This window comes from Paenarthrobacter sp. (assembly GCF_031180005.1).
Classification (GTDB): domain Bacteria; phylum Actinomycetota; class Actinomycetes; order Actinomycetales; family Micrococcaceae; genus Arthrobacter.
On record NZ_JAPSHI010000047.1, the window covers coordinates 1 to 13025 of the forward strand.

The 13025-nt window shown below is 62.2% G+C and carries 13 protein-coding genes and 1 riboswitch; of the genes, 9 read left to right on the plus strand and 4 right to left on the minus strand.

Going from position 1 to position 13025, the window contains the following annotated elements; all coding sequences use genetic code 11:
• Positions 1 to 653: type I methionyl aminopeptidase (gene map, locus RIF72_RS19285; RefSeq protein WP_309076405.1), on the minus strand; the 653-nt coding region annotated here is incomplete at its 3' end.
• Between the two features lie 67 nt (positions 654 to 720).
• Here map and RIF72_RS19290 point away from each other — a divergent pair.
• The gene (locus RIF72_RS19290; protein ID WP_309076406.1) at positions 721 to 1023 is read left to right on the plus strand and encodes a helix-turn-helix transcriptional regulator; all 303 of its coding nucleotides are present in this window, start codon (positions 721 to 723) and stop codon (positions 1021 to 1023) included.
• A 2-nt stretch (positions 1024 to 1025) separates the two neighbouring features.
• Here the strand turns inward: RIF72_RS19290 and RIF72_RS19295 are convergent, their stop codons facing one another.
• Positions 1026 to 1607 carry an XRE family transcriptional regulator gene (locus tag RIF72_RS19295; protein ID WP_309076407.1) on the minus strand — a complete coding sequence of 194 codons (582 nt, stop codon included), beginning with the start codon at positions 1605 to 1607 and terminating at the stop codon, positions 1026 to 1028.
• A 108-nt stretch (positions 1608 to 1715) separates the two neighbouring features.
• Between RIF72_RS19295 and RIF72_RS19300 the strand changes: the two genes are divergently transcribed.
• On the plus strand, positions 1716 to 2717 hold the full coding sequence (locus RIF72_RS19300; RefSeq protein ID WP_309076416.1) for an NAD(P)/FAD-dependent oxidoreductase: 1002 nt from the start codon (positions 1716 to 1718) through the stop codon (positions 2715 to 2717).
• Between the two features lie 84 nt (positions 2718 to 2801).
• Positions 2802 to 3029, plus strand: coding sequence for a hypothetical protein (locus RIF72_RS19305; RefSeq protein WP_309076408.1), 228 nt, complete (start codon positions 2802 to 2804; stop codon positions 3027 to 3029).
• Positions 3030 to 3139: 110 nt separating this feature from the next.
• Here RIF72_RS19305 and RIF72_RS19310 read toward each other — a convergent pair whose 3' ends face one another.
• The gene (locus RIF72_RS19310; RefSeq protein ID WP_309076409.1) at positions 3140 to 4363 is read right to left on the minus strand and encodes an amidohydrolase; all 1224 of its coding nucleotides are present in this window, start codon (positions 4361 to 4363) and stop codon (positions 3140 to 3142) included.
• Positions 4364 to 4453: 90 nt separating this feature from the next.
• On the opposite strand from RIF72_RS19310, the gene RIF72_RS19315 reads away from it, so the two are divergent.
• Positions 4454 to 5113, plus strand: a complete 660-nt coding sequence (locus RIF72_RS19315; protein ID WP_309076410.1) for a cyclodeaminase/cyclohydrolase family protein — start codon at positions 4454 to 4456, stop codon at positions 5111 to 5113.
• Between the two features lie 57 nt (positions 5114 to 5170).
• On the opposite strand, the gene RIF72_RS19320 is transcribed toward RIF72_RS19315, so the two are convergent.
• Positions 5171 to 6721, minus strand: coding sequence for an MFS transporter (locus RIF72_RS19320; RefSeq protein WP_309076411.1), 1551 nt, complete (start codon positions 6719 to 6721; stop codon positions 5171 to 5173).
• Between the two features lie 72 nt (positions 6722 to 6793).
• On the opposite strand from RIF72_RS19320, the gene RIF72_RS19325 reads away from it, so the two are divergent.
• The 5 genes from RIF72_RS19325 to RIF72_RS19345 all read left to right on the plus strand — a co-directional run.
• A complete protein-coding gene (locus RIF72_RS19325) occupies positions 6794 to 7333 on the plus strand; it encodes a TetR/AcrR family transcriptional regulator (RefSeq protein ID WP_309076412.1) in 540 nt (179 codons plus the stop codon).
• Positions 7334 to 7426: 93 nt separating this feature from the next.
• Positions 7427 to 7524: riboswitch (glycine riboswitch) on the plus strand.
• A 180-nt stretch (positions 7525 to 7704) separates the two neighbouring features.
• Complete coding sequence (gcvP, locus tag RIF72_RS19330) at positions 7705 to 10551, plus strand: aminomethyl-transferring glycine dehydrogenase (protein WP_309076413.1); 2847 nt, start codon at positions 7705 to 7707, stop codon at positions 10549 to 10551.
• A gap of 9 nt (positions 10552 to 10560) precedes the next feature.
• Complete coding sequence (gcvT, locus tag RIF72_RS19335; protein WP_309076414.1) at positions 10561 to 11709, plus strand: glycine cleavage system aminomethyltransferase GcvT; 1149 nt, start codon at positions 10561 to 10563, stop codon at positions 11707 to 11709.
• Positions 11710 to 11795: 86 nt separating this feature from the next.
• Positions 11796 to 12182, plus strand: coding sequence for a glycine cleavage system protein GcvH (gcvH, locus tag RIF72_RS19340; RefSeq protein ID WP_024819780.1), 387 nt, complete (start codon positions 11796 to 11798; stop codon positions 12180 to 12182).
• Between the two features lie 315 nt (positions 12183 to 12497).
• Positions 12498 to 13025 (plus strand): serine dehydratase beta chain (locus RIF72_RS19345; RefSeq protein WP_309076415.1); only part of this gene is annotated, 528 nt, incomplete at its 3' end.

Sequence of the window (13025 nt, forward strand, 5' to 3'; positions counted from 1 at the left end):
AGCTGGGCGGTGTCGGCCATGACCCATGGTTCCAGGGCGAGCAGCAATCCGGGGCGCAGCTTGTAACCGCGGCCCGGGCGTCCCATGTTCGGCACATGCGGCTCCTGGTGCATGGTGGAGCCAATGCCGTGGCCCCCGAACTCAGTATTGACGGGGTAGCCGGCCTCGCTGAGGACCGAGCCGATGGCGTAGGACAGGTCCCCAATGCGGGCGCCGGGACGGGCTGCCGCAATGCCAGCGCGCAATGCCCGTTCGGTTGCTTCAATCATCGCGACACTCTCCGCTGGCTTGGACTCGCCCACGATGAAGCTGATGGCCGAGTCTGCTGCGATTCCGTCTTTCAAAACGGCAAGGTCGAGGGTCAGGAGGTCGCCGTCGGCCAGTTTGTAATCCGTGGGCAATCCGTGGAGGACGGCGTCGTTGACGCCCGTGCAGATGTAGTGCCCGAATGGCCCACGGCCGAAGGAAGGAGCGTAATCGACGTAACAGGAGACGGCCTCGGCTTCGAGGATCATGCTCTTTGCCCACCGGTCTATGTCCAAGAGGTTTGTGCCAACAGTTGCACGGCCCTTGAGCGTGTGCAAAATGTTGGCGACAAGGGCGCCGGCCTCCTTGGCGCGGCTAAGTTCTGTGCGGCTAAGGATCTCAATCATGCGAGGCCTTTCGTGTGAAAACCAATAACTATCCCGGCCATATTATCCCGGTATTACAATTGGAGCCATGGTCAGGTTGCCGCTTACACCCGCAGAGGCCGAGCGTGGACAGCGTCTCGGTGCTCTTCTGCGTCGCGCCCGGGGTGAGCGCTCCATGCTGGAGACGGCTCTTGACGCCCGTGTCTCACCCGAGACGCTCCGCAAGATCGAGTCGGGCCGGGTCGCGACACCGGCTTTCCCTACCGTTGCTGCAATTGCCGATGTCCTCGGACTCTCCCTCGATGAGGTGTGGGCAGAAATTAACAGGCCTGAGCACGGTGTTGAGGTAGGCGGCTCGCGTCGGAGCGCCCGCGACTGGTTGGCCTCGTAGACTCAGCGCTTGGGCCGCGCCCGCACATGAAGTCGTTCACCCTGCTGCCCGAAGAGGGTTAGCAGCTCCACTGGTTCTTTGGTGGCGCTGGCAAACCAATGCGGTGTGCGGGTATCAAATTCCGCAACCTCACCCGGTTTCAGGACAAAGTCGTTTTCTCCCAGCACCAACCGCAGCTTGCCGTTAAGGATGTACATCCAGTCGTACCCTTCATGAGACTGGGGCTGGGGGATTTCTTTGCCGGTTCCGCTTTTCAGCACCATTTTGAAGGCCTGGATGCCGCCGGGGCGGCGGGTCAGGGGAACCGCAGTTCCCCACTCGTGAACGTGCGGCTTGAGGTGAATGCGGGGATCACCCGTTTCCGGAGCGTCAATCAACTCTTCCAGTGGCACCTGATGCAGCCTGGCAATGGGGAGGAGGAGTTCCAGTGTTGGTTTGCGTTGGCCGGATTCCAGTCGTGAGAGCGTGCTGACAGAAATGCCTGTAACTTCGGAAGCCTCCGCAAGGGTCACGTTGCGTTGGGTTCGCATGGCACGCAGGCGAGGACCGACGGCGTCGAGCATGGTGCTGAAATCGATAGTCATGCCGTTTAGTTTGCCATATTGGCAAACTTCCTTGCTGATTCCGGGAGATGCTGACCACCATGGAAGGAGCGGCAGAGGGCCGCGGGACACACGTGGAGGCAAGTGAGTATGGAAACAGCGAACAACCGAGTGGGCGAGGAGTATGACGTCGTCGTGGTGGGAGGTGGCGCGGCTGGGTTAAGTGCCGCTGTTACCTTGGGCAGGGCCTTGCGATCCGTCCTGGTGATCGACGCGGGCGAGCCGCGGAATGCGCCAGCAACCGGGGTGCATGGATTCCTGTCCCGCGACGGGATTAACCCCAAAGAACTGCTGGAATTGGGACGGGCGGAGGCGCTCCAGTACGGGGCGGACATTGTGGCCGGTGTGGCGGTTGGGGCACGTTCGACGGCGAACCCCACGGACGGTTCCGATCTCACCTTCGAGGTGGACCTGGCAGATGGCAAAACTGTGAGTGCACGCCGCTTACTTGTCACCACAGGGCTGCTGGACATCCTGCCCGACATTGAGGGCATCCGGGAACGTTGGGGCCGTGATGTCCTGCACTGCCCGTATTGCCACGGCTGGGAGGTTCGGAACAAAGCGATCGGAATCCTGGGTTCAGTGCCAATGGCGTTGCACCAGGCGTTGCTGTTCCGCCAATGGAGCCCCTACATCACCTTGTTCCTCAATGACATCGTGGAGCCGACGGAAGAACAATGGGAGCAATTGGCTGCGCGTTCCATTACCGTGGTGGACGGTAAAGTCCAGGCGCTGGAAGTAACTGATGACGCGTTGACTGGTGTGGTCCTGGCATCGGGAACGGTGGTTCCGGTGGACGCTGTTGTCACGGGCCCACGGTTGGAGGCAAGGTCCGGTGTGTTGGAGTCCTTGGGCGTCCCCACTGTGGAACACCCTATGGGCGTGGGGACCCATGTCGAAGTGAATCCTCTCGGAGGGGCAACGTCGGTACCCGGCGTATGGGCCGCCGGGAACGTCACGGATCTGACCGGTCAAGTGATGGCCTCTGCAGCCGCAGGTGTCATGGCAGGCGCTGCCATCAATGCGGATCTCATGATGGAGGAGACCAAGAGGGCTGTAGAGGAAGCGCGCCAGTCAGCACTAGCCCACTAAGCCAGTTGATCACAAAGCACAAAACCATCGACGTGAGGGTCCTGTCCGAGGACGATTGAAGGACAGCCACTAAGGAGGTTGGACATGTGCTACGCGTACTATGACGACTTTGAGCGGCGCACGAAGAAGGACTCCGCGCGCAAGCCTGAAGCGCACACGACTGAGGCACCCAAGGATCAGGAACCTGCACAGAGCCGTCCTCGGACGGAAGGTACGCTGTGGACTTTCCTGGCCCGCCGTCGCAGGGAATCCGTGGTTTCAGAACCGAGGATCGACCGCATTCGCGAGAAAGTCCAGGCATCCCTGGACTGATCGAAGAGCCTGAGACGAATCGAAGAAGTAACCCGATCGCAGTAGTAAGCAAAGGAAAGGCGCTGCTCTCGCGGCGCCTTTCCTCTATGGCTTGCTGTAAAAACCAGCCCCTAGGACTTATTGGCCAAGTATTCCCGGGCAGCCGTCACCAGGGCTTCCCTTCCGCGCGTCAGCGTCGGCTGGATGACGGGCGCAAAGTACGGCGAGTGATTCGACGGAATGTCCTCGGGAAGGCGACCCGTTGTAGCCCACTCCTTGAATAAGGAAGGCTCGGCACCACCAAGGAACCAGAAAACCAAGGGAGCGCCGGCAGCCTTTGCCAAGGCCCCCACGTCTTCGCTTCCGGACACAGGTCCGGGGTCTATGATCTGCGTTTCGCCAAACTTAGCCTTGAAAGCTGCGGATATCCGCTCGGTGGCAGTTTGGTCGTTAACGGTCAGGGGGAAGTGCTCTTCGAAATGAATCTCCGGTTCTTTGGGGGCGCCCGAAGCTGTGGATTCACCCTTGGCAATGCGCTCGATTGAACCGAGGATCTTATCCCTGGTTGCATCTCTGAATGTACGGACGCTGAGGCCCAACGTTGCCGTTTCCGGGATGATGTTGTTCTTGGTGCCAGAGTGAATCTGCCCAACGGTCACCACTGCGGAGTCACTGGCGGCGAGCTCACGCGACACAATGCCCTGCAACCGCACAGTGGCCGCAGCAGCCATCAGAACCGGGTCAATGGTGGTCTCCGGACGTGAACCGTGGCCACCCCGCCCATGCAACGTAATGTTGAGGGAATCGGCGGACGCCATGGTGACGCCGGGACGGATACCGAACCATCCGGCGGGGAAGGGGGCCACATGTTGGCCCAGGACAACATCCGGGTTGGGCACTTCGTCGTACAACCCGTCGGCAACCATGGTTTCTGCCCCGCCGCCCCATTCTTCAGCCGGCTGAAAGACAGCGATCAGGGTACCCTGCCACTCATGACGCTGTGCGGCCAGGACCTCCACTGCGCCAACGAGGCAAGTCACATGCACGTCATGGCCGCAAGCATGCATGACCGGCATGTCCTTGCCCTCATGATCAACACCAATCGCTGAGCTTGCGTAGTCCAAACCCGTTGCTTCCTTGACCGGCAAGGCATCCATGTCCGCCCTAAGCATCACCGCAGGACCGGGCCCATTTTCCAGAACGCCCACAACCCCGGTCTTCCCGATGTTGCGATGAACGGTGAAGCCCAGATCTTCGAGATAGCCCGCGGCGATCCCGGCTGTTCGGGTCTCCTGGAAGGACAACTCGGGATGGGCGTGCAGGTCCTTGTAAAGCTCTTCGAGGTCAATGGTCACGAGTCTGCCCTTTTCATTCGACGCTTAGGTCTGGCCAGTGTATCCAGCCCGAAGCTGCAAAGCCTGGGAAGCCCCGGCACACTGGATGGCATGAACGAACCTGAATCAGTCACCACACAGCTATCCACTGTTGAGGAGTGGACCAAGGCCCTGGCAGAATCCAGTGGCTCCCCGGGAGGCGGCGCCGGAACAGGGGTGATGCTCTCCATCGCGGCCTCGTTGACATCGATGGTGGCCGGATACACCGAAGTGGAGGAACATCAGCGCGGACAGCTCACTGGGATCCACTCCCGGGCCCACGAGCTCCGACGAACTGCCCTTCAACTAGCCGACGACGACGCCTCCGCCTCCAACGCCTTCGGCGCTGCCTTCCGCCTCGACCCCGGCCCGGAACGTGACGATGCAATACATCAAGCATCCGTCGACGCCGCCAAAGCATCAGCAGTTCTCGGAGAGCGGGCCATCGACGCCATTGAAGACCTCGGCTGGCTTGCTTCCAACGGAAATCCGGCGCTGATCGCCGACGTCGTGGTTGGTTTCGGAGCCCTCCGCGCAGCCATAGCCGGCGCTCGAACCAATGTGAGCTTCGACCTCGCGTCCCTGACCTCCGCAGGCGCCACACTCGAGGAAGTCCGGGAACAACATCCGGAGCTATGGAACACGGTCAGCCAGCTCAGCGACGCCCTCGACAAGATCGACGAACTAACCGCAGGCGTCGACAAGAAAGCGGCGCCGACCGAAGCTATGTAGCTTCAGTCGGCGCCGTGCTTACTACTGTTCTCTACTGCGCTTTCGGCGTTGTGTTCTCTACTGCGCCTTCGGCACACGCCGGAGTACGACGGCGGCGAGCACTGCCGCGCCGGCCATCAGCACCAGCCCAATCGCCGCAGTGATGTGGACGCCGGACTCGAAAGCTGTCCGGGCGGCCACCGTCAGCGCCTCCGACAATGGGGCCGGAAGGGCAGCCGCAGCATCAACTGCGCCTGCGAGCGTTTCGGTGGACTTGCCGGCCGCTTGCGAGGAGACACCGTCCGGGATGATGAGGTTGTGCTGGTAAGAAGCAGTGAGGATCGAGCCAAGCACGGCCGTTCCCAGGAGCGACCCCAACTCATATCCGGTCTCGGAAATGGCCGAGGCGGCGCCGGACTTGTCGGCCGGTACTGAGGCAAGGATGAGATCGTTGGAGATGGTCTCCGCGGCCCCAACGCCCACTGCGAGTACGGTCAGGGCTGACAACAGGAATACGGGTCCACTGCCGTGGTCACCCACAACCACAATCAGGTAACCAGCGGCGCTAAGCGTCAGGCCCGCGGCCACAACAAAACCAGGCCGTACACGCTTGACCAGCGGCACCACCAGCAGGCCGGCGATGACCGTGGCCAGGAGAGCAGGAATCATCGCGATGCCGGCCTCCATGGGGGACTGGCCCTCAACAAGTTGCAGGTGCTGGGCGAAGAAGTAGATGAAGCCCGTCATGGAGAAAAGGGACAGGACGTTCGCCACGATTGCGGTACTGAACACCTTGTTCTGGAACAAGGAGACGTCCAGCATGGGGCTCTCGATCCGCTGCTGGCGGCGAACGAAGATTATGCCCATCACCACGCCGAAGCCCATAAAGAAGGCTGCGGACGCCCCGAAACCATGAACCGCGAATTCCTTGATGCCGTAAACGAACGGCGCCATGGTGACCACGGACAGGACAATGCTGGGCACATCCACCCGACCAGGATTTGCGTCCTTGGACTCGGGAATCAGCACCCGGCCGAAGACCAGGAGCGGCAGGAGCAGGAAAGCCGCCACCAGGAACACGGCACCCCACCAGTAGTGCTCCACCAGCCAGCCACCGAAGATAGGACCGAGAGCAGCCCCGCCGGAGAAACCGGCGGCCCAGACGGCGATCGCGAGCCGACGCCGGTTGGGATCGGTGAAGATGTTCCGGATCAGCGACAGGGTTGACGGCATCAGCATGGCGCCGAAGACGCCAAGGCCTGCGCGGCCGGCGATGAGCCATTCGGCGGATGGTGCGAAAGCGGTAGCAGCCGAAACCGCCGCGAAGCCCGTGCTGCCGATCAGTAGCAGCCGCCGTCGTCCGATCCTGTCGCCCAGGTTGCCCATGGACACCAGCAACGCGGCCAACACCAACGGATAGGCGTCAACAATCCATAGCAATTGGACACCGCCCACGTCCAACGAGCGGGCGATTTCAGGCAGGGCAAAGGTGAGCGCGGTGTTATCGACGGCCACCAGCAGCACCGGAAACATCAGGAGTGCCAGTGCCGTCCAGTCGCGCCACGGTGCTGCCTGGCCCTTCACGGGATAGGTGGAACGGGGTGCTTGGGTTGAGGACGGCGAGAACATGCAGCTAACTATACCGTCCAGACGGTATAGTTTCAAATAGAAGCCCGCAAGCCTTTAGGGAATGATGGACACATGCCACGAAAACCAGTTGCCCGGGACGCCGTCCTGGATGCCTTCGAAGCCCTCCTTATCGAGGTAGGGGAGCGTGCCGCCACGCTCGACGCCGTTGCCAAGCGGGCAGGCGTGTCCAAGGGTGGGCTGCTCTACCACTTTCCCAATAAGGAAGCGCTGATCACGGCACTTCTGGAACGTCTGGACCTGCTCGCCCAGGAAGATACCGAACAGATGAAGGCTGCGCCTGACGGTTCGGCTGCCTACTTCATCCGCTCCTCGCTCTGGGCAGATACCCCCATGGACCGGGCTTTCGTCGCTGCCACAAGACTGGCCGAAGTGGCCCACGAGGAAACCCGCCGCAGGTTTGCCGCGATCCAACAACAGTGGTTGGACGTGCTCGCTGAGGACGTCGGACCGGAGGTCGCAAAGGCCGTCAGCTACATGGGTGACGGACTCTATTTCAATGCGATTTTTGAAGGCGGACAGGAGGGTGGCAACGCCGGGCGGGAGGCCGACGTCGAAATCCTGCTGGGAGTCCTTGACCGGTTGCGGAAGTAGCGGGTCATCCATTTGCTGCAGGGCACGGCACGTAGGACAATTAACCCTTGTGGCGTGCCCTACACGGCGCCCACGCACAACTGAACATGCCTTTCATCTGCGGCGGGAGAGTCCTGCAAGTAAGTGATGCAGGCGCCGTAGGAGCAAACCCTCCCCAGGAATCTCTCAGGCCCACGCACCGCCGCGGCTAGGCAACTCTGGAAAGCAGCAGGCACTCAGCCCACCTTCGGGTCAAAGAGTGCTGTGCTCACCGACGGTGCAAGCGATGGTTGTTCACGCAACGCGCGGAAACTCTCAGGTCCAATACAGAGCGGGGAGGAACCCAGCCGCTGTGGCGTACCCAAACGCCGCCCAAGTAATGGAGTTCCTTCGTGACGGTTAGTTCTGCCTCCACCACCTTCGTCGATCGGCATATCGGCGCCCGCCGCCAGGCCGACATTGAGACCATGCTCAAGTCCGTCGGTTATGACACTGTTGATTCGCTGGTCGACACCGCCGTCCCGAACGACATCCGCCAGGAAGTTGCCCTCACCCTGCAGAACGCGCTGAGTGAAGTTGAAGTTCTGGCCGAGCTGCGCAAGCTCGCGTCCAAGAACAAGACAGCCGTTCAGATGATCGGCCAGGGCTACTACGACACTGTGACGCCGTCCGTGATTCGTCGCAACATCCTCGAATCCCCGGCTTGGTACACCGCCTACACCCCGTACCAGCCGGAAATCTCGCAGGGCCGCCTTGAAGCACTCCTGAACTTCCAGACCATGGTCCAGGACCTGGTTGGGCTGCCGATCGCCAATGCTTCCCTGCTGGATGAAGCCACTGCAGTGGCCGAAGCAGTCCTCATGATGCGCCGCGCCAACAAGAACAAGGCTGTCCAGGATGGCAAGACAGTCCTCGACGCTGACTGCTTCCCGCAGACCATCGCCATCGTCAAGGGCCGCGCGGAGGCCCTCGGCTTCGAGGTCGAGGTCGCGGACCTTTCTTCGGGTCTCCCGGAAGGCGCCATCAACGGCGTCGTCCTCCAGCAGCCCGGCGTTTCCGGCCGCGTGTTCGATCACTCTGCCGTGATTGCGGACGCCAAAGAGCGCGGCGCGCTGGTTACCGTTGCTGCCGACCTCCTGTCCCTGACCCTCATCACCCCTCCAGGCGAGCAGGGCGCCGACATCGCCGTCGGTTCGGCACAGCGCTTGGGTGTTCCCCTCTTCTTCGGTGGCCCGCACGCCGCCTACATGGCCGTCCAAAAGGGACTGGAGCGTTCCATGCCCGGCCGTTTGGTGGGCGTTTCCAAGGACGACGCCGGTGTCCCCGCCTACCGCTTGGCGCTGCAGACCCGCGAGCAGCACATCCGCCGCGAGAAGGCCACCTCCAATATCTGTACCGCTCAGGCACTGCTGGCCATCGTGGCCTCGATGTACGCCGTTTACCACGGCCCTGAGGGCCTCAAGGCGATCGCCGAAACCGCCCACGGCCACGCCCGCACGCTTGCAGCGTCCCTGAAGGCTGCCGGCGTCGAGGTCCTCCACGGTTCCTTCTTCGACACCATCACCGTCCGCGTTCCCGGCAAGGCTGCTGAAATCGTCGCCGCTGCCGAGGCCAAGGGCATCAACCTGCGCGGCATTGACGCTGACACTGTCGGCATCTCCGTTGATGAGACGACCACTTCCGAGATTGTCGCCGACGTTGCAGCCGTCTTTGGCGCTTCGGTACTTGAGCCCGCGGAAGGCTTCGCGCTTGAGGCTTCCGTGGAACGTACGAGTGACTTTATGCAGCACCCCGTCTTCAACACGCACCGCTCCGAAACCCAGCTCCTCCGCTACATCCGGAAGCTCTCGGACCGCGACCTGGCACTGGATCGCACCATGATCCCGCTGGGTTCCTGCACCATGAAGCTGAACGCCACCGCCGAGATGGAAGCAATTTCCTGGCCGGAGTTCGCCTCCATCCACCCGTTCGCTCCGGATTCCCAGACTGAGGGATGGCGCGAACTCATCACGGACCTCGAATCCCAGCTGACCGAAATCACCGGGTACGACCAGGTCTCCATCCAGCCCAATGCCGGTTCCCAGGGCGAGCTCGCCGGTCTGCTTGCCATCCGCGGCTACCACCTGTCGCGTGGCGACGCGCAGCGCAACGTCTGCCTGATCCCCGCTTCTGCCCACGGCACCAACGCAGCCTCGGCAGTGCTGGCGGGCATGAAGGTTGTTGTGGTGGCCACGGCTCCCGATGGCACCATCGACCATGTTGACCTCAAGAACAAGATCGAGGCCAACCGGGACGCGCTCTCGGCCATCATGATCACCTACCCGTCCACTCATGGTGTGTACGACGCCGACGTCCGCGAAGTATGCGACGCCATCCACGAGGCCGGCGGCCAGGTATACATAGACGGCGCCAACCTGAACGCCCTGGTGGGCCTGGCCCAGCCGGGCAAGTTCGGCGGCGACGTGTCCCACCTGAATCTGCACAAGACCTTCTGCATCCCCCACGGCGGCGGCGGACCCGGCGTTGGCCCTGTTGCTGCCAAGGCACACCTCGCGCCGTTCATGCCGGGTGATGCGGCCTCCTGGACCGAAGGAAACGACGTCCCGATCTCGGCTTCCCGCTTCGGTTCCGCTGGCGTCCTGCCGATTTCCTGGGCCTACGTGAAGCTCATGGGCGGCAAGGGTCTCACGGAAGCCACCAAGTCCGCACTGCTCGCAGCGAACTACATCGCTTCCCGCCTCAACGATCACTTCCCGATCCTGTACACCGGTGAAGGCGGACTCGTTGCCCACGAGTGCATCCTGGACCTGCGCGAACTGACCGCGAAGACCGGCGTCACCGCTGAGGATGTGGCCAAGCGCCTCATCGACTTCGGCTTCCACGCTCCCACCCTTGCTTTCCCGGTGGCGGGCACGCTCATGGTGGAACCCACCGAGTCCGAGGACCTCGTGGAGATCGATCGCTTCATCGAAGCCATGATCACCATCCGCAAGGAAATCGACCAGGTGGCCCATGGCGACTTCGCCGTGGAGAACTCGCCGCTGCGCAAGGCTCCCCACACGGCTGCCGCCGTCGTAAGTTCTGATTGGGACCGCGCGTACCCGCGTGAGCAGGCCGCCTTCCCGGTTCACCACCTCAAGCAGGACAAGTACTTCCCGCCCGTAGGCCGCATCGACGGCGCAGCCGGAGACCGCAACCTGGTGTGCTCCTGCCCGCCGATCGAAGACTTCGAAAACTGAGGACTGATCATGAACGAGAACTACACAGCTCTTTACGAAGAGCACAAGAACCTCGGCGCGTCCTTCACCGACTTTGGTGGCTGGCAGATGCCCCTGAAGTACTCCTCGGAGTTGGCTGAGCACCACGCCGTCCGCAAGTCCGCCGGCCTGTTCGATCTCTCCCACATGGGCGAAGTCTGGGTCACCGGTCCCGAGGCTGCTGCCTTCCTGGACTACGCCCTGGTGGGCAAGATCTCCGCCATGGCCGTCGGCAAGGCCAAGTACTCGCTGATCTGCCAGGAAGACGGCGGCATCATCGACGACCTCATCACCTACCGCCGCCCCTCTCCCAAGGAAGGCAGCGACAAATTCCTGGTGGTACCGAACGCCGGTAATGCCAAGGTTGTTGCCGCGGCGCTGCTGGAGCGCGCTGCAGGTTTCGACGTGGTTGTTGAAGACGCCTCTGCCGACATCTCGCTGATCGCTGTTCAGGGGCCGCTTGCTGAAGCGATCCTCCTCCGCCTGGTCCCTGCCGAACAGCACGCTCTGGTCACCGACCTCAAGTACTACGCCGCGGTTGAAGTTCCGTTCGCGTTCGACGGCGGCACGCAGGACCTCCTGCTGGCCCGAACCGGGTACACCGGCGAAGACGGCTTCGAAATCTTTGTAGCGAATGACTCCGCAGCCGCACTCTGGCAGGCCATAGCCAACGTCGCTGCTGAAGGCGAGCTGATCCCGGCCGGCCTTGCCTCCCGCGACTCCCTACGCCTCGAAGCCGGAATGCCCCTCTACGGCAACGAACTCTCCCGCGAAGGCAACCCCTTCGCGGCAGGACTCGGCCCCGTGGTGGCACTGTCCAAGGAAGGCGACTTCGTGGGCAAAGAGGCACTTGCTGCCCTCAAGGCCGACGGTGGCGGAACCACTAGCGGCCGCAAGCTCGTTGGCCTCAAGGGCCTGGGCCGCAGGGCCGGCCGCGGCCACTACCCGGTTCTCAAGGACGGCGCAGTGGTTGGCGAAGTCACCTCCGGTCAGCCCAGCCCGACGCTTGGCTACCCGGTAGCGTTGGCGTATGTCGACGTCGAGCACTCAGAGCTCGGAACTGCTTTGGACATTGACCTGCGGGGCAAGTCTGAGCCGTTCGAAGTCGTCGCACTGCCGTTCTACAAGCGCCAAAAGTAGGCGGGCCTTTCCGACGGGTCGCCTAGCGCCCGTCGGGTCAGGCACCTCACCAGCCATTGTTTGATCAACCACAGTAAGGAAACAGAATGCCCAAGGTAGCGCCCGAACTTCAGTACTCCGACGAACACGAGTGGGTTTCCCGCGGAGACGGGAACTCGGTGTCCGTTGGTATCTCCGAGGTTGCCACCGACGCACTGGGTGACATTGTGTACGTTGACCTGCCTGAGGTTGGTTCTTCCGTGACTGCGGGGGAGACCTGCGGTGAGGTTGAGTCCACCAAGTCGGTTTCGGACCTGTACTCGCCCGTCACCGGTGAGGTCACGGAGATCAACGACGCCGTTGTTTCCGACCCCGCCCTGATCAACAACGACCCCTACGGCGCCGGTTGGTTGTTCAAGGTTGCCGCCGAGTCCGAGGGCCCCCTGCTCTCGGCCGAGGAATACGCCTCCAAGAATGGCGGAGACCTCTCCTAGTCCGTTCGTTGGCCCGTTGGGGCTGACATCCTCCGCGTGCTCGGTCGCTTGGGCGCCCGTGAGGTAAGAGGAGTCCGTTTAGTGGGCTCGCTGCGGAGTGTGCCGTGCGCACGGCATGTTCGGCAGCTAAACCCCGTACTGGAGCCCACCGGCGTAGCGTGGGATTGTAGAACTGAATAAAATTGCGACGCCGGGTTGCCGCCTTTGGGGGCCATCCGGCGTCGTGCTTCGGTCGACCTCCGTCATAAGCGGGGGCGGCCCTCCGGCAGGAAGATCTGCCGGACCGTTTTCAAGCTTTGTTAAGGAATCCCGACCATGGCTGTTGGCGTTTTCGATCTGTTTTCTGTGGGTATTGGCCCGTCGAGTTCTCACACTGTGGGGCCCATGCGGGCTGCTGCGGTGTTTGCTGGTGAGCTCAAGGACACCGGCGTCCTGGGCTCGGTGGCGTCGTTGCGGGTTGACCTGTATGGCTCGTTGGCTGCCACGGGTCGTGGGCACGGCACCATGACGGCCACGCTGCTGGGCTTGGAGGGGTATCACCCGGAGCTGATTCTGCCTGAAGAGGTGGAGGAGCGGCTCGCGACGATCGCTGAGTCAGGTGCCCTGAATCTGGCCGGTGCCTCCGGCGAAGGCGTGGAGCTGCCGTATGCGGTGGAGGATATGGTGTTGCATCCGTTGACGGTGTTGCCGCGGCATACGAATGGGATGAAGTTTGCTGTGTCTGATGCTGAGGGGAGCGTTCTGCGGGAGGCGACGTTCTTTTCGGTCGGTGGTGGGTTCATTGTCCGTGAGGGTGAGGAGAACGCTGCGCAGCAGGAGTTGGAGGAGTCCAAGAAGGAGTTG

Coding starts and splice junctions, on each gene's coding strand:
- RIF72_RS19290 (WP_309076406.1), top strand. CDS start 721: ATGGTCAGGTTGCCGCTTACACCCGCAGAGGCCGAGCGTGGACAGCGT.
- gcvT (WP_309076414.1), top strand. CDS start 10,561: ATGAACGAGAACTACACAGCTCTTTACGAAGAGCACAAGAACCTCGGC.
- RIF72_RS19320 (WP_309076411.1), bottom strand. CDS start 6,721: ATGTTCTCGCCGTCCTCAACCCAAGCACCCCGTTCCACCTATCCCGTG.
- RIF72_RS19305 (WP_309076408.1), top strand. CDS start 2,802: ATGTGCTACGCGTACTATGACGACTTTGAGCGGCGCACGAAGAAGGAC.
- RIF72_RS19315 (WP_309076410.1), top strand. CDS start 4,454: ATGAACGAACCTGAATCAGTCACCACACAGCTATCCACTGTTGAGGAG.
- RIF72_RS19295 (WP_309076407.1), bottom strand. CDS start 1,607: ATGACTATCGATTTCAGCACCATGCTCGACGCCGTCGGTCCTCGCCTG.
- gcvH (WP_024819780.1), top strand. CDS start 11,796: ATGCCCAAGGTAGCGCCCGAACTTCAGTACTCCGACGAACACGAGTGG.
- RIF72_RS19325 (WP_309076412.1), top strand. CDS start 6,794: ATGCCACGAAAACCAGTTGCCCGGGACGCCGTCCTGGATGCCTTCGAA.
- RIF72_RS19300 (WP_309076416.1), top strand. CDS start 1,716: ATGGAAACAGCGAACAACCGAGTGGGCGAGGAGTATGACGTCGTCGTG.